This window comes from Amycolatopsis sp. NPDC114478, from assembly GCF_055633805.1.
On record NZ_JBVKDO010000034.1, the window covers coordinates 70,637 to 85,419 of the forward strand.

The 14,783-nt window shown below is 70.5% G+C and carries 11 protein-coding genes; 3 read left to right on the forward strand and 8 right to left on the reverse strand.

Annotation, left to right across the window (positions count from 1 at the left end):
* Window positions 1–6: 6 nt before the first annotated feature.
* Window positions 7–2,259: a galactose-binding domain-containing protein gene (locus tag ACZ7OH_RS47920; RefSeq protein WP_470287041.1), complete on the reverse strand. Its 2,253-nt coding sequence runs from the start codon at window positions 2,257–2,259 to the stop codon at window positions 7–9.
* Window positions 2,260–2,457: 198 nt separating this feature from the next.
* On the opposite strand from ACZ7OH_RS47920, the gene ACZ7OH_RS47925 reads away from it, so the two are divergent.
* Together ACZ7OH_RS47925 and ACZ7OH_RS47930 are read left to right on the forward strand one after the other, a co-directional pair.
* Entirely contained in the window at window positions 2,458–3,240 is a 783-nt protein-coding gene (locus tag ACZ7OH_RS47925; protein WP_436388448.1) for a class I SAM-dependent methyltransferase, read from the forward strand.
* A complete protein-coding gene (locus ACZ7OH_RS47930) occupies window positions 3,237–4,151 on the forward strand; it encodes an alpha/beta hydrolase fold domain-containing protein (RefSeq protein ID WP_470287042.1) in 915 nt (304 codons plus the stop codon). The genes ACZ7OH_RS47925 and ACZ7OH_RS47930 overlap by 4 nt, the downstream gene beginning before the upstream one ends.
* On the opposite strand, the gene ACZ7OH_RS47935 is transcribed toward ACZ7OH_RS47930, so the two are convergent.
* The 4 genes from ACZ7OH_RS47935 to ACZ7OH_RS47950 form a co-directional block, all read right to left on the reverse strand.
* Window positions 4,137–5,879: a choline/carnitine O-acyltransferase gene (locus tag ACZ7OH_RS47935; RefSeq protein ID WP_470287043.1), complete on the reverse strand. Its 1,743-nt coding sequence runs from the start codon at window positions 5,877–5,879 to the stop codon at window positions 4,137–4,139. The two genes, ACZ7OH_RS47930 and ACZ7OH_RS47935, sit on opposite strands and share 15 nt — an antisense overlap.
* The gene (locus ACZ7OH_RS47940) at window positions 5,876–6,700 is read right to left on the reverse strand and encodes a class I SAM-dependent methyltransferase (protein WP_470287044.1); all 825 of its coding nucleotides are present in this window, start codon (window positions 6,698–6,700) and stop codon (window positions 5,876–5,878) included. Before ACZ7OH_RS47940 ends, ACZ7OH_RS47935 begins: the two co-directional genes overlap by 4 nt.
* Window positions 6,701–6,716: 16 nt before the next feature.
* Window positions 6,717–7,574, reverse strand: coding sequence for a HalD/BesD family halogenase (locus ACZ7OH_RS47945; RefSeq protein WP_470287045.1), 858 nt, complete (start codon window positions 7,572–7,574; stop codon window positions 6,717–6,719).
* 147 nt (window positions 7,575–7,721) lie between these two features.
* Window positions 7,722–10,319 (reverse strand): bifunctional FO biosynthesis protein CofGH, encoded by a 2,598-nt coding sequence (locus ACZ7OH_RS47950; protein ID WP_470287046.1) that lies wholly within the window; start codon window positions 10,317–10,319, stop codon window positions 7,722–7,724.
* 144 nt (window positions 10,320–10,463) lie between these two features.
* On the opposite strand from ACZ7OH_RS47950, the gene ACZ7OH_RS47955 reads away from it, so the two are divergent.
* Window positions 10,464–12,035: an IS1634 family transposase gene (locus ACZ7OH_RS47955; RefSeq protein ID WP_470287047.1), complete on the forward strand. Its 1,572-nt coding sequence runs from the start codon at window positions 10,464–10,466 to the stop codon at window positions 12,033–12,035.
* Here ACZ7OH_RS47955 and ACZ7OH_RS47960 read toward each other — a convergent pair.
* From ACZ7OH_RS47960 to ACZ7OH_RS47970, 3 genes are all read right to left on the reverse strand, one after another.
* A complete protein-coding gene (locus ACZ7OH_RS47960) occupies window positions 12,014–12,790 on the reverse strand; it encodes a heparin lyase I family protein (protein WP_470287048.1) in 777 nt (258 codons plus the stop codon). The genes ACZ7OH_RS47955 and ACZ7OH_RS47960 overlap by 22 nt on opposite strands.
* 73 nt (window positions 12,791–12,863) lie before the next feature.
* Window positions 12,864–13,625: an SDR family oxidoreductase gene (locus tag ACZ7OH_RS47965; RefSeq protein WP_470287049.1), complete on the reverse strand. Its 762-nt coding sequence runs from the start codon at window positions 13,623–13,625 to the stop codon at window positions 12,864–12,866.
* The gene (locus ACZ7OH_RS47970; RefSeq protein WP_470287050.1) at window positions 13,622–14,419 is read right to left on the reverse strand and encodes an alpha/beta fold hydrolase; all 798 of its coding nucleotides are present in this window, start codon (window positions 14,417–14,419) and stop codon (window positions 13,622–13,624) included. Before ACZ7OH_RS47970 ends, ACZ7OH_RS47965 begins: the two co-directional genes overlap by 4 nt.
* Between the last annotated feature and the right edge of the window lie 364 nt (window positions 14,420–14,783).

Sequence of the window (14,783 nt, forward strand, 5' to 3'; positions counted from 1 at the left end):
CACCTCTCAGGACGAATAGGCTTCGAGTTCGGACAGCTGCCCGGCGGGCCAGCCGGTGTTGCCGGTGAAGGTCAGCTGCAGGGTGCGCACCGACGCCGCCGGGAACGTGATGGTCGCGGTGTTGCCGGTCGCCGGGTCGAACGTGTAGCCCGCGGCCGCTTTGACGCCGTCGACCGAGATCGTCTGGGTGCGAGTGCCCCACGCCGACGACGGCGGCAGCTTCAGCACCAGCCGCGAGACGGTCACCGTGCTGCCGAAGTCGACGTTGAACGTCTGCGGGAACGCGTTGTTCGCGCTCTCCCAGTACGAGTTCGCGTCCCCGTCGACCGCGTTGCCCGGCGGGAAGCCGCCCTGCGAGCCCGACGCGCTGACGTTCTTGTGCAGCGCGAGGTTCCCGGTCGGCGGGGTGGTCGTCGTGGTGGTCGGCGGCGGGGTGGTCGTGGTGCCCCCGTTGTCCGACCCGTACACCGGCGACGGCCACGAGCCGCAGTACGTCGTCGTCCAGCCGGAGTTGCCGCCCTGGTCGGCGAGGCCGGCCATCGCGTCCGGCCCCATGCAGTTGTAGACACCCGCCCGGCCGACGCCGGTCGCGACGACGTTCTGCACCGACCCCGTCGGCTTGGCCTGGATCTGCCAGGCGAACGTGCCGGCGCCGCTGATCCGGACGTTCGTGAAGTGCACGTCCGTGGTGGCGCTGTCGATGAACTGGATGGCCTCGTAGTTGTTGTCCTGCAGGTCGAGGTCGCTGACGTCGACGCGGCCGGTGATCGCCGAGTCGCGGCCGTCGAACCACAGCGCGCCGACGCCGAACTGCCAGTTCGAGTCGAGCACGCCGGTGCGGATCGCGGTGTTGCGCGCGACCGTCGTGGTGCCCGACAGCGGCACCGCGCTGAACCGGTTCGCGATGTGCAGGCCGCCGCCCTGGTCCTGGTTGTCGGCGACGACGTTGTCGGACACGGTGTTGTCGTGCCCGCCGTAGACGGCGATGTTGTTGGCGAGGATCGGCAGCAGCACGGTGTTGAACGAGAACGTGTTGTTGTGGTCGGCGTCGTGCTCGGACCACATCGCCAGGCCGTCGTCACCGGTGTTGCGCAGGAAGTTGTTCGTCACCACGGTGTTGCTGATGCCCTGGTGCAGGTTCAGCCCGTCGGCCGTCTGGTCGAGGATCCGGTTGCCGGACACGGTGAGGCCGTCGAACGGCCCGTCGAGCCACAGGCCGACCTTCGTGTGCTGCAGCCACAGGTTCTGCACGACCGAGCCGCCGCCCAGCGCGCCGCCGATGGCGTTGGACTGGTCGCAGTCGACGCGGGCGTCGACCTGGCCGATGATCGCGAAGTCGTACAGCTTGACCGCGCTGCTCGTCCCGGGCACGGCCGCGTTGCCGGGGTACGTCGACGTCCCGCAGCTCGCCGGCTCGCCCTTGCCGAAGATGCCGGCCCGCGGGCCGGTGAGCACCGAGTACCAGGGTCCGGCGCCGCGGATCGTCACCTGGTCGACCGTGATGTGGTGGCCGAGGGTGAAGGTCCCGGACGGGATCCAGACTTCCTTGCCCTGACTGCGCGCCGCGGCGACCGCCGAGTCGAACGCGGAAGCGTCGTCGGTCGTGTCGTTCGCGGTCGCGCCGTAGTCGGTGACGGACACCGAGTTCGCCGGGCGCGTGGCCGCCGCGCCGACCTGCTCGAAGTCGGCGAGGTCGATCGTCGCCGGCGTCACGTCGCCCGCGTCGACCTGCAGCTTGATCTTCGTGCCCGCCGGGTACGACGTGCCGAGCAGCGCGCGGGTCTCGTCGTAGAAGTGGTGCGCGTGCCCGTCACCCGGGTTGTTGGTGAACGGGTACGAGCCGTAGTACCAGGCCCACTTCGACGTCAGCGGGATGTCGCGGTTGTGGACGCCGCCGACGTACAGCGAGATCGTCCCGTTCACGGAATCCGGGACGCTGTAGCGGAAGTCGATCGAGTTCGCCGGGGCCGTGAGCGTGAACTCGACGTACTGGCCCTGGCCGGACAGCGTCACGGCTTTGCGGCCGGACGCCTCGCCGGCGAGCGTGCCCGCGGCGCGGTTCGGGCCGATCACGGAACCGTTCGTCGCGGCGGTTTCGGCTTCCTGTTCGACGAAGGGCACGCTCGCACCGCGGCCGGCCGCGAGGGCCGAATTCCCCGTGGGGGCGGCGGCGATCGTGAGCCCGGCGGCGGCGAGCACGGCCGCGGCCAGTGCTCCGAAACGGATTTTGGGCGCGCTGAACACAGAGCTGGGAGACATGGACGGCACTGGCCTTTCCGCAGCAGGTGGGGACCTCTGTGATCCGGATCATACGAATCCTGGACAGGAAATCGCAATAGTTGGACGAACTTACGCAAGTTTGCGACAGGAATTGACGACTGCGCCGGATGCCCGACGTTCGGTTGCGCCCCGCGGAGCAACGCCCTCGACGGCGGAGCGCGCTGATAGTTTTCAGGCATGAGCCAGCGACGTGCGGACGGCAGCGCGGGGGACGCGGATTACGGGGCGATCGGCGGGGTCTACACCGACTACCGCAAGCCGGATCCCCGGATCGGCCAGTACATCCTCGACGCGCTGGGCGACGCGCGGACCGTGCTGAACGTCGGCGCGGGCGCCGGTGCGTACGAACCCGAAGACCGCGAAGTGACCGCCGTCGAGCCGTCCGCGTCGATGCGCGCGCAGCGCCCGGCGGATCTGCCGCCCGCGGTCGACGCGGTGGCCGAGAAGCTCCCGTTCCCGGACCGGGCGTTCGAGGGCGCGATGAGCACGTTCAGCGTCCACCAGTGGAACGACCTGTGGACCGGGCTGAAGGAGCTGCGCCGGGTCACCCGCGGCCCGATCGCCATCCTGACCTGCGACCCCGCGCTGCTGCGGCGGTTCTGGCTGCTCGACTACGCGCCCGAGGTGATCGAAACCGAAGCGCGGCGCTACCCGTCGGTCGACGACATCGCCGACGGGCTCGGCGGCCACACGTCGATCGTCGGCGTGCCGATCCCGATCGACTGCACGGACGGCTTCAACGAGGCCTACTACGCCCGGCCGGAACGCCTGCTCGACCCGGGCGCGCGGCTGTCGTGCTCTGCGTGGAGCTTCGTCGACGACCGCGTGCACCACCGCTTCGCCGCCGAGCTGCAGCACGACCTCGACGACGGCACGTGGGACCGCCGTTACGGGCGGCTGCGCGAACAGCAGACGTTCGACGGCTCCCTGGTCCTCGTCGTCTCGGACCCGACTTCGTGACGCCGCCGCCGTTCGACCCGGAGCTGGCACCCGTCGTCGAGATGCTGCGCGCCCTCCGGCCGCCGCTGGCTTCCCTGGACGACATCCCCGGCCGGCGCGAGCTGAACGCGGCCGAGCACCGGACCGTCGAGGAACTGGCCGTCGCATACCCCGTATACAAAGTCGCCGAAGAATACGCGGGCGACGTCCCGCTGCTGGTCATGACGCCGGAATCGAGCGCGGGCGTCCTGTACTACGTGCACGGCGGCGGCACGATCGTCGGCAGCCATCTCGGCGCCGACGTGCCGAACCTGCTGGCGTGGGCGGGCGAGCTGAACCTGACGATCGTCTCGCCCGGCTACCGGCTCGCGCCCGAGCACCCGTACCCGGCGCCGGTCGAGGACTGCTACGCGGGACTGCGGTGGACGGCCGAGCGGTTCGCCGGCCCGCTCGTGCTCGGCGGGATCAGCGCCGGCGGCGGGCTCGCGGCGGCGACCGCGTTGCTGGCCCGCGACCGCGGCGGGCCGTCCCTCGCCGGGCAGCTACTGCTCTGCCCGATGCTCGACGACCGCAACGACACCCCGTCGGCGGTCGACCTCGACGGCCGCGGGCTGTGGGACCGCACGGCCAACAACGTCGGCTGGACGGCCTACCTGGGCGGCCTCGACGACGTCCCGGCGTACGCGGCCGCGGCCCGCGCGGAGGATCTTTCGGGCCTGCCGCCGGCGTTCCTGGACGTCGGCACGGCCGAGACGTTCCGCGACGAGGTCGTCGCCTACGCGAGCCGGATCTGGCAGGCGGGCGGCGAGGCGGAACTGCACGTGTGGCCGGGCGGCTTCCACGGCTTCGACTCGCTGGCGCCGGAAGCGCGGCTCAGCCGGGCGGCGCGCGCCGCCCGGCTGACCTGGTTGCGCCGCCTACTCGGCCAGTAGCTCCTGCAGCTCCCGCACCGCGACGGCGAGTTCGTCGGCGAAGCGGTACATCTCGGCCGACACGTGCTTCGGCGTGCTGAGGTAGATGTTCCAGCGGTCCGGCAGCAGGACGTACGCGATGCCGATGCACTGCGGGCTCGTCGAGCCGAACCCGAAGTACTGGATGTTGACCGACGGCGCCGAGCTGGTGCTCAGGTAGTCGTCGCGCGACTTCAGCCAGCCCGGCGAGGAGTACAGCGCCAGGTCCGCGGCGTTCCCGCGGCGTTTCCCGATCAGCTGCAGCTCCCACAGGTGCTGCTCCGGCGCGTCCCCGGCCTGACACTCCTTCGCCCGCGAAACGTGCTTCGCCGCCGCGGCACGGAACGCGGCACGCTTTTCTTCGCGAGAGGCGTCGGAGGTCATGACGTCGGCGAAGCGCACGACCTCGGGCGTCACGACCCGCATGGCTTCGGTCCGGCCGTTCTGGAACTGCCGCGTCGCGATCGACTCGTACGTGGCGCCGGTCAGGCCCTTCGCGCGGCGATGCGCGAGCTGGTAGGACATCTGCGCGAAGGCGTCCGGGGACATCCCGAGCTCCTTCGCGCGGTTGGCGCCGACGTCGAACGACACGGTCTGCGTCGCCGTCGCGTCCGCGTAGGCCTTGAAGGCTTCTCGGGCGGCGCGCGCGTCTTCGCGGAGGGCGTCGGTCAGCGTGAACTCGACGACTTCGTAGCCGGGGACGCCGTCAGCCGGCTCGCGTTCCTCGCGCGAACCGCTCAACAACGCGTCCGTGAAGCCGAGGATCGTGGTGCCGTCGAGTTCGCAGTGCTCGACGTTGATCCCCGCGGTGCCGTCCTCGAACACGATCAGCGACACCGCCTTGTCGTACCAGCGGTTGTCGCCGTGCAGCAGCCGATCGCCCGCTTCCAGGGCGTCCGCCGGCGTGAAGTCGTCCAGGCACAGGCAGAACAGCGCGGTCTCGATGGTCTCCAGCGCGGCGGCGTTGCCGGCTTCGAGGAGCGCGGCCCTCGAAGCCGCCCACTCCGCGCGGGCTTTCGTCGTGAAAGGACCGGCCGGAACGTCGGTGACGTGGTCGTCCTTCAGGATCGCGCGCAGCCCGTCGGCCAGCTGCGCCGGCGAATACGGGCGCCCGTCCTCGGCGAGGACGTCCAGCCGGAACGGCGTGCCCTTCGAGAACACGACGATGTGCCGCTCGGGCGACGGAAACCGCGTGCGCGCGGTGTCCAGCAGCTCGCCCGGGATCCGCGTGGCCGAGAAGAGGTACTTGTGCTGCACCATCGACTGCGGTGTGCCGCGCAGGAGCACCGGCGGCACGAGTTCGTCGTCGAGCTTCAGCTTGTAGTCCACCGCGGACGCGGTCAGCTCGGCCGCGCGCTCGACCTGGCCGAGCGGGGAGTCCTGGAACAGGAAGAAGAAGTTGGCGTTGAGCGCGATCCGGTCGCGGCGGCCGAGGTAGCGGTACGGCCAGAACGTGTCGAGCCAGCTGCGCACGCCGGGCGAGCGGTCGTACTCCTCGAGCGCGGCCTGCAGCTCGTGCGCGGGACTTTCCGGCGCCAGGAACTCCGCGACGGCGGCTTCGGTCTCCTCCAGCTCCTTCGGCGTCAGCAGCGGGGCGCACCACTCGAGGAAGCGGCGGCCGCTGTCCTCCAGCGTGGGGACGGGGACGCGGGGGAGCCGGTCCTCGTTGCCGAAGGTGCGGGTGGACCATTCCGGACTGCTCACGGTCATCCTTCTTCGTCGAAGTTGCCCAGCACGGCCGCCAGATCGGCCGCGCTCTCAGGACGGGAAACATACAGCTGCGCGTAGAGCCAGCCATCGGATTCGAGCCCCGTCGGGTCGACCCCGGCGGCCTCGAGCGTGTCCAGGATCTGGGTCTGCTCCTCGGCGGAGGCGAACCGCCGCTGCCGGAAGACACCTTCCACGGGCGCGGTGTCGTAGCCCAGCCCGGCCAGGCTGTCGGCGACCGGCTCGTAGGAGAACATCCGCAGCACGAAGTGCGCCATCCACGGCCGCGAGCCGCGCGCGATCCGGGAGATCGTCTTCTCGGTGACGTAGCCGACGCAGCCGGTCGAGACCACCAGGTCGACGTCGTCCAGGAGCTTGCGCTGGGTGCTGTCCGGGTCGTCGCGCTCGAAGTCGGCGTGGATCGCCTCGTCGAGGAACCCGGCGGAAAGCGCGTACTCGAGGGCCGGCGCCGACGCGTCCAAGCCGTAGAACTTCGCCCCGCCCGGGTCGACGACGCGCGCCCGGTCGGCCTCGATCAGCCCCGCGTGGCTCAACGCCCGCACGTCTGGGGCGGTGTAGTGGGCGTAGAGGTCGTCCATGGTGGCGTCGCAGCGCCGGAGCGCGGCGTTGACGCCGTACGAGCAGCCGACGTCGAGCACAGTCGGGCGCTCGGCGGGGTGTTCGCCGATCAGCCGGGCGAAGTACGGCTTCGCCAGCTGCGGGATTTCGTAGCCGACGCGGCGCAGCGTGCCGAAGAACGGCCGCGGGTCGGGCGCGGTGTAGATGTGGTCGAACGAGATCTTGCCGGTCGAGTCGAAAGGCACGGGCCAGGCTCCTGATCTAGTCGAGCAGTTCGTCGCCGCGGTCGGTGCGCTCGGCCAGGTGTACCGGCAGGACCCGGCCGAAAAGCTGCCTGGTCCGCTCCGCGCTGCCGACGACCCCCGGGCGCTCGCTGTAGGCGAAGATCGCGGAATGCCGCGCGATCGCACCCTCCACCGTACTGACCCGGTGCAAGGCGAAGCGCCCTTGAAAGAGCTGTAGATCCCCCGGACGGAGGCCGAGCCGCTGGACCGGATGGGTGCCGTCGCCCGTCAGCACCGACCGCACGGCGGCGAAGTTCTCGTCCACCGCGGACCGGATGCCCGGGCAGTACTCGAAGGCCCCGCCGGCCTCGGCGGCCTGCGTCAGCATGCTCACGGTGTAGGAGTTCGTGTCGAAGTGCCACGGGTGCGCGCGGCCGGGCGCGATCACGTTGAGCGTCAGCCCGGACAGCGGGTCGGCCAGCTCGTGCAGCTCCGGCAGGCCGAAGCAGTCGGCGACGAACCGCTGGAACAACGGGCTGGTGTAGAGCCGCGCGATGATCGACGACGCGGGGATGCGGTCCCGCGCGACGAAGGCGTTGCCGCGCTCCATGATCGTGCGGCCCGGGTGGTCCTCGGGCAGCGGCTCGCCGATCGCCGTGTTGTAGGCGTTGACCTTCTCGATCTTCGTGTAGGCGTGCGGCTCGAGCGCGGCGCATTCCGCGCGGAGCGCTTCCTGCAGCCCGGGCCGGATGAAGTCGGCGAGCACGCTGCACCCGACGTCGGCCAGGTCGGCCCGGGTGCGCCCGACGGTCTCGCGCCACGCGGGACTGTCCGGATCGGTGAGCGGGTAGCGGTCGGTATCGACCATTTCCAGCGGCGCTACGGAGGTGCTCATCGAGGTCCCTTCCGGCATCGGAAGAAACAGAGGTAGCACAGACCCCCGCTGGCCAACCGTCGGTTTGTGAGCGGTGACACAGGGTCGTCAGCGGCCGATCGCCGCGTCCCGGATTGAGCGGGCGCCCCGGAAGGCGCCCGCCCCACCTCACGGCGTCAACAAAGGAAGCAGCGGCTTGCGCACCGCCGTCGCGACGCCGTCCGACGCCTCCGCGGCGGCGACGCGCTCGGCCGACGGCCGGCCGTACCCCGTGGTGCGCTGAACCAGCGGGCGGCCCAGCGGTTCGACCATCTCGCGCATGTCGCTGATCGTCTTGTACGACCCGTTGGACGCGCCCGCCATCCGGCTGATCGTCTCCTCCATCAGCGTCCCGCCGATGTCGTTGACGCCGCCCTGCAGCACCGCGCGGCTGCCTTCCACGCCGAGCTTCACCCAGGAGCTCTGGATGTTGTCGATCATGCCGTGCAGCAGCAGCCGGGACAGCGCGTGCACCGCCCGGTTCTCGCGCACGGTCGCTCCCGCGCGGGCCAGCCCGGCGAGGTAGATCGGGGAGCTCTGGTGGATGAACGGCAGCAGCACGAACTCGCTGAACCCGCGTCGCCCGTGCTTCTCCAGGCCCTCGCGCTGCAGCCGCGCGAGCAGCTTCAGGTGCGCGACCCAGTGCGCCGGCGTGTCGACGTGGCCGTACATCATCGTCGACGTCGTCGGCAGCCCGACCTCGTGCGCGGTCGTCACGACCTTGATCCACTCCGACGTCGGCAGCTTGCCCTTGGTGAGCACCCAGCGGACGTCGTCGTCGAGGATCTCCGCCGCCGTGCCGGGCAGCGAGTCGACGCCGGCTTCCTTGGCTTTGATGAGCCAGTCGCGAAGGGACAGGTTGGTCCGCGAAGCGCCGTTCACGACCTCCATCGGGCTGTAGGAGTGCAGGTGGATCTCCGGCTGCCGGCGCTTGACCTCGGCCGCGAGGTCGAAGTACGCAGTGCCCGGCAGGTCCGGGTGGATGCCGCCCTGCATGCAGATCTCGGTCGCGCCCGCGGCCCACGCCTCGTCGACGCGGTCGCCGACCTGCTCCAGCGAGAGCGTGTACGCGTCGGCGTCGGTGCGACGCTGGGCGAAGGCGCAGAAGCGGCAACCCGTGTAGCAGACGTTGGTGAAGTTGATGTTCCGCGTGACGACGAACGTGATGTCGTCACCGACGGTCTCGCGGCGCAGATCATCGGCGAGCCGCGTGAACGCGTCCAGCTCCTTACCGTCGGCGTGGAGCAACGCCAGCGCGGCGTCGTCGGACAGCCCGGCCGGGTCCTTTTCCGCGCTGCGCAACGCTTCCAGGATGTCCGTGTCGAACTTCTGCGGCCCGGTCTTGATCCGGTCGCCGATCTCCTTCCAGTCGCCGTACACGGAGTCGAAGTCGCTTCGCCGGTCCTCGGTGCGGCCGCTGGTGTCGATCTCGGTGTGCAGGTCGGTGCGGCCGGACTCCTGCCAACCGCCGTCCGGCTCCTGCCACGGGATGCCGACCGGCATCGCGTCTTCGCGGGCCATCCCGGTGTCGTAGTCGACGAGCGCCGCGACGTGCCGCGTGATCCGCGGGTCCAGCCACGGCTCGCCGGCCTTGACGTACTCCGGGTAGATGGTGAGCCGTTCCTTGAGCTCGAAGCCGGCCTTCTCGGTGCGGCGGGCGAGCTCGTCGATCTGCGGCCACGCGCGTTCCGGGTTGACGTGGTCCGGAGTCAGCGGCGAGACGCCGCCCCAGTCGTCGATGCCCGCGCGGATCATCAGGTCGTACTGGCTGCCGATGAGGTTCGGCGGCGCCTGGATGCGCATCTTCGGGCCGAGCACCAGCCGCGCGACGGCGATGTTCGCGGCCAGCTCTTCGAGGTCGGCGTCCGGGGTCGCGCGCATCTTCGTGTCCGGCTTGGCCCGGAAGTTCTGCACGATGACTTCCTGGATGCCGCCGTAGGTCTTGGCGATCTTGCGGATCTCGAACAGCGCGTCCGCGCGCTCCTCGAACGTCTCACCGATGCCGATGAGGACACCGGTGGTGAACGGGACCGAGCTGCGTCCGGCGTCTTCGAGCACGCGGAGCCGCACGGCCGGGTCCTTGTCGGGTGACCCGTAGTGCGGGCCGCCCTTCTCGCTCCACAGGCGGGTCGCGGTGGTCTCCAGCATCATGCCCATCGACGGCGCGACCGGCTTGAGCCGCTGGAAGTCCTGCCAGGTCAGCACGCCCGGGTTGAGGTGCGGCAGCAGGCCGGTCTCCTCGAGCACGCGAATGGCCATCGCGCGGACGTAGGAGAGCGTGTCGTCGTAGCCGTGGGCGTCCAACCAGTCGCGGGCGGCCTTCCAGCGGTCCTCGGGCCGGTCGCCGAGGGTGAAGAGGGCCTCCTTGCAGCCCATCTCGGCACCCTTGCGGGCGATGTCGAGGACCTCGTCCGGGGACAGGAACGGCGATTCGAGCCGGCCCGGCACGGTGACGAACGTGCAGTAGCCGCAGCGGTCGCGGCACAGCCGGGTCAACGGGATGAACACCTTGCGGCTGTAGGTGATGATCCCGGCGCGTCCGGCCTCGGCCAGGCCGGCGTCGCGGATGCGGGAGGCGTACTCGGAGAGCGTGGTGAGGTCGTCGCCGCGGGCGTGCAGCAGGACGGCCGCTTCGGTGACGTCCAGTGTCTTCCCGTCACGCGCCCGGGCGAGCGCGCGGCGCATCGCGGAGGCGGTCGGGGCGGTGGCGTCGGGTTCGGGTCCCATTCCAACCACGCTAGGACCGTCCTCACGCGACCAGCCAGTGCGTGTTGCGCACCCGGCTGCGGTTCCACCCGGACGTGATCGTCGTCGCAGGTCACCGCGGTGCCGTGGTTGTCGATCAGCTGCTCGACGTGTATTACCTAAAGGGTGGCATCGGTGGTCGGGAAGAAGATCGGCGGACGGACGTACTACTACCTGGCGGAGTCCGGCCGGGTCGACGGCAAGCCCCGGGTGGTCACCCAGCGTTACCTCGGGACGGCCGAGGAGATCGCCCGCGCCGTCCCGGGCGGCGAGCCCGCGTCGACGTCGTACCGGGCCTTCGGCGACGTCGCCGCGGTGTGGTCGACGCTCTCGCGCTTGGACTTCGTCCGCCGCGTCGACGACGTCGTGCGCGCCAAGCCGTCGCTGGGGCTGACCCTCGCGGTCGCGGTGCTGCACCGGGCGACGGCGCCCGGCACGTCGCTGGCCGAGTGGTGGGCTTCCGGGCCGGCCGCCGACCTCGTCCGGCCGCGCCTGTCCACAGTGGACGGTATCTGGAAAGCGCTGGAACGCCTTACGCCGGAACGCATCACGGGCATCGAGGACACCGTCGCCGCCGCGGTGCTCGAGACGCTCGACGACCACGCGGCGCTCGCCGTCGACGTCCCCCAGTTCGCCGCGTTCGCCCCGGCGGACTGCACGCTGCCCTCGGCGTGCCAGGGCGTCCTCGCCGGAGCCGGCCTGCGGGTGACGCGCGACGGCGCCATCCCGCTGGCGTCGCGGCTGTACCGGCGCGATGACGGCACGGCACCGACGTTCGCTTCGCTCATGGCGGGGCTGGGGCCGGCGACACTCGTCTTCCACTCCGGCCAGGCGGCCCAGCTGGACCTCGGCTCACGCAGCGGGTTCGTCGGGTCGCTGCCGCTGACCGACCACCCCGAGCTGCTGACCCAGCCCGCGTCGGCCCGCAAGCGCGTCGACCCTGAGCGGTTCGCCGGCCTGACGGCGCTGGACACGCACGCGGTGGTCGACGGCGTCCGGCGGCGGGTGATCCTGACGCACTCGGCGACGCTGCACGCGGCGCAGTCCCGCGCGTTCGCCGACGAGCTCGCCACCGCGACCCGCGAGCTGGACGGCCTGGCCGAGGCCCTCGCCGCGGGCACCCACCGCGGCGACCGCGCCCAGGTGCACGCCGAGCTGGGCCGGGTGACGCGCGGCCGGCGCATCGAGCGCGTGCTCACCGCGGTGCTGAGCGGCAGCCGGCCGGGGGAGATCCGGCTGGAACGGCGGATCGATTCTGCCGCCCTGGCCCGGCTGGACGAGGAGTTCTTCGGCAAGCAGGTGCTGGTCACGGACCGGGACTGGCCGATCGGCGACGTCGTCACGGCCTACCGCGCGCGCACCCACCTGGAATCGACGTTCCGCTGGCTCACCGGCCCCGCCGTCACCGGGCCGACCCCGCGCTGGGAGTGGACGCGGCAGCGGATCGGCGCGCACGGCCTGGTCTCGGTGCTCGCCGCGACCGTCACCCACCTGATGCGGCGCGAGGCCGACCGGGCGGGGATGAACCTGTCCGTCCGGGAACTGCTCGACCAGCTGGCGGGCATCGGCGAGCTGGTGCTGCGCTACCCGTCCACCGGCGGGCGCCCGCGGACGAAGCGCCTGCTGACCGAGCTGGACCCGGAGCAGCAGGCGCTCCTCGAACTCTTCGGACTGGGTCAGACGGCGACGTCGGCGTAGGTGCTGCCGAGTTTCGCGTGGTTGAGCAGGGCCGTCGCGTGGCCGCTGTTGCCGCCGGAGCGGTAGACGCCCCACTTGTGGTTGACGTGGTCGCCCCACAGCGTCGGGCCCGGGTAGCGGGTCTGGCCGTTCGAGAACGTCTGCTGCTTGCCGTTGTAGTAGAACTCGCACCAGCCGTCGGTGCCCCTCGACATCTTGTAGCCGATGGCGAACCTGCTCCAGGTGTTCACCGGGAACGTGGCCGACCAGATGTGCTGGTTCGCGCCGCTCGGCCCGGTCAGCTGGAAGTACAGCTTGCCGTCGCCGAGCGTGCGCAGCACGAACGGCCCGGACTGGGCTTGCGAGCTGCTTTCCCCGGAGATGTGGAACTGGTAGACCGCGATCCACTTGCCGGCTTTGGGGTTCACGTTCCAGTTCGCCCGCCAGCCGAGGTACTGGACCTGGCCGAGCGTGCCGGCGCCGGGCCGGTAGACGCTGCCGTCCGGCAGCCGGAGGCCGCGGCTCTCGCAGCGTTCCTTGGTGCCGTCGGCGTTGTCCCAGGTCTCGTACCGGAAGCACTTGCCGTACGTCGCGTCGTTGACGACCGTGATGCTGCCGGGCTCCTGCTCGATCCCGTCGAACACCGCGGTGCCGCGCGCCGGGTCGCCGTCCCAGAGGACGCTTTCCGGGGCCGCGGTGGCGGTGGTGCCGATGAGCGGGACGGCGGCGAGGGCGCCGAGGCCGGCGAGAACCGTGCGCCGGGACAGGGAATCCATGGGTACCTCCGAAGTTCGGACGTGCTTTCGAACGACGGCGGTGACCCGATGCTGCCGGTCCCGGCGCGGGTGGTCAAGAGTTGTCGCGGAAGATCTGCAACGGGGAAAAACTTTGCACGACCGGCATCAGCTCGATGACGTTGATGTTCACGTGCTTCGGCCGGCTCGCCGCCCAGTGGACGGACTCGGCGACGTCGTCCGCGGTCAGCGGGGTCGTGCCCTCGTAGACCTTGTCGGCCTTGGCGGCGTCGCCGTCGAAGCGGACCTTCGAGAAGTCCGTGCCGCCGACCATGCCGGGCTCGACGTTCGTCACCCGGACGCCGGTGCCGTGCAGGTCGCTGCGCAGGTTGAGGCTGAACTGGTGGACGAACGCCTTGGTCGCGCCGTAGACGTTGCCGCCGGGGTAGGGGTAGGTGCCGGCGATCGAGCCGATGTTGATCACGTGGCCGCGGCCGCGCTCGACCATGCCGGGCAGCAGGGCGCGCGTGACGTGGACGAGGCCGCGGACGTTGGTCGCGATCATCTGGTCCCAGTCGTCGAGCTCGGCCTTGTGCGCGGGCTCGAGACCCTTGGCCAGGCCGGCGTTGTTGACCAGGACGTCGACCTCCCGCCAGTCCTCGGGGAGGTTTTCGACGGTGGTCTTGACCGCTTCGGGGTCGCTGACGTCGAGCGTGACCGGGAGGACGGCGTCGCCGAGCTCGCCGGCCAGCTTCTCGAGCTTGTCCTCACTGCGGGCGACGGCGATCACGCGGGCGCCCTCGGCGACGAACCGGCGCGCGATGGCGTCGCCGAAGCCGGCGCTGGCGCCGGTCACGAACACGGTCTGCTGAGTCATGGGGTGAACCTTATTCCGGTCAGGAACGCACTGAGGGCGTCGTCGAACTCGGTCTCGCGCTCCAGGTTAGGCAGGTGGCCCGCGCCCTCGATCACCACCAGGGTCGAAGTCGCCACTTCCCGGTGGATGAGCTCGGCGTCGGCGACCGGCGTGAACTCGTCCTCGCTGCCGACGACGACCAGGGTCGGGACGTCGATGTGCTTGAGGGTGGGCGTGTAGTCGGGGCGCTCGGCGCGTCCCCGCAACGCGGCCGCCGCTCCGTCTTTCGGCGCGTTGCGCATCATGCGCCGGACGTGGGCTTCGACGTCGGGCCTGCTCGCGCGGGTCTGCTTCGAGATCATCTTGGGGAGGAGCTCGTCGGCGTACGTCTCCATGCCCTCCTCGGTGATCCTCGCGGCGGTGTCGTAGCGGGCTTGCTTCGCCTCCGGCGTGTCGAGGCCGGGGAAGGTGTCGGCCAGGAGGAGGGCCTGCACCCGTTCCGGGTGGTCTTTCGCCAGCTGCATGACGATCTGGCCGCCCATGGAGAGGCCGCCGAGGACGAAGCTCGCCAGCCCCAGGTGGTCGGCCAGCTCTATGAGGTCCTTCGCGAAGACGTCGAGGCCGGTCTTGGCGTCCTCGGTGTCCTCGGTGTTCGAGTCGCCGTAGCCGCGGAGGTCGGGTGTCACCGCCCGGTAGCCGCGCTCGGCCAGGTAGTCGGCCTGGGGACGCCACATGGAGCGGTCGAAGGGATGGCCGTGGACCAGCAGGACCGGCTGCCCGTTCCGCGGGCCGAGGTCGTCGTGGGCGAGGTGCATGCGGCCGACGTTAAGCGGGGCACTGGCGCGGAGCAATACGGCGCAATGTAGTCGGAGCAATGTTCTTTCGCTGGCGCTCCCGGGCCGGGGGGTGCAGACTGGGCCGCAGACGGGCTTCGTCGTGGGGTCTGACCTGCGCTGATCTTGTTTGGGGACCCCCCTGTTTCGGGCCCTTTCGGGGCATGTAAAGTTCTCCAAGTCGCCAGGGAAACCGAGCGGCAGGGACACGAACCAAGCTCTCGCAGAAGCGATTGAGTGGGTGGCCCACCAAAACTGCTAGAAATAACTCGCTTCGAGTAAGGCCGCTTGACGGCGGCGCGACTCGGGGTGTGTTGCTTGAGAACTCAACAGTGTGCTAGTGAAC

Coding starts and splice junctions, on each gene's coding strand:
- ACZ7OH_RS47920 (WP_470287041.1), bottom strand. CDS start 2,259: ATGTCTCCCAGCTCTGTGTTCAGCGCGCCCAAAATCCGTTTCGGAGCA.
- ACZ7OH_RS47925 (WP_436388448.1), top strand. CDS start 2,458: ATGAGCCAGCGACGTGCGGACGGCAGCGCGGGGGACGCGGATTACGGG.
- ACZ7OH_RS47935 (WP_470287043.1), bottom strand. CDS start 5,879: ATGACCGTGAGCAGTCCGGAATGGTCCACCCGCACCTTCGGCAACGAG.
- ACZ7OH_RS47945 (WP_470287045.1), bottom strand. CDS start 7,574: ATGAGCACCTCCGTAGCGCCGCTGGAAATGGTCGATACCGACCGCTAC.
- ACZ7OH_RS47950 (WP_470287046.1), bottom strand. CDS start 10,319: ATGGGACCCGAACCCGACGCCACCGCCCCGACCGCCTCCGCGATGCGC.
- ACZ7OH_RS47960 (WP_470287048.1), bottom strand. CDS start 12,790: ATGGATTCCCTGTCCCGGCGCACGGTTCTCGCCGGCCTCGGCGCCCTC.
- ACZ7OH_RS47965 (WP_470287049.1), bottom strand. CDS start 13,625: ATGACTCAGCAGACCGTGTTCGTGACCGGCGCCAGCGCCGGCTTCGGC.
- ACZ7OH_RS47970 (WP_470287050.1), bottom strand. CDS start 14,419: ATGCACCTCGCCCACGACGACCTCGGCCCGCGGAACGGGCAGCCGGTC.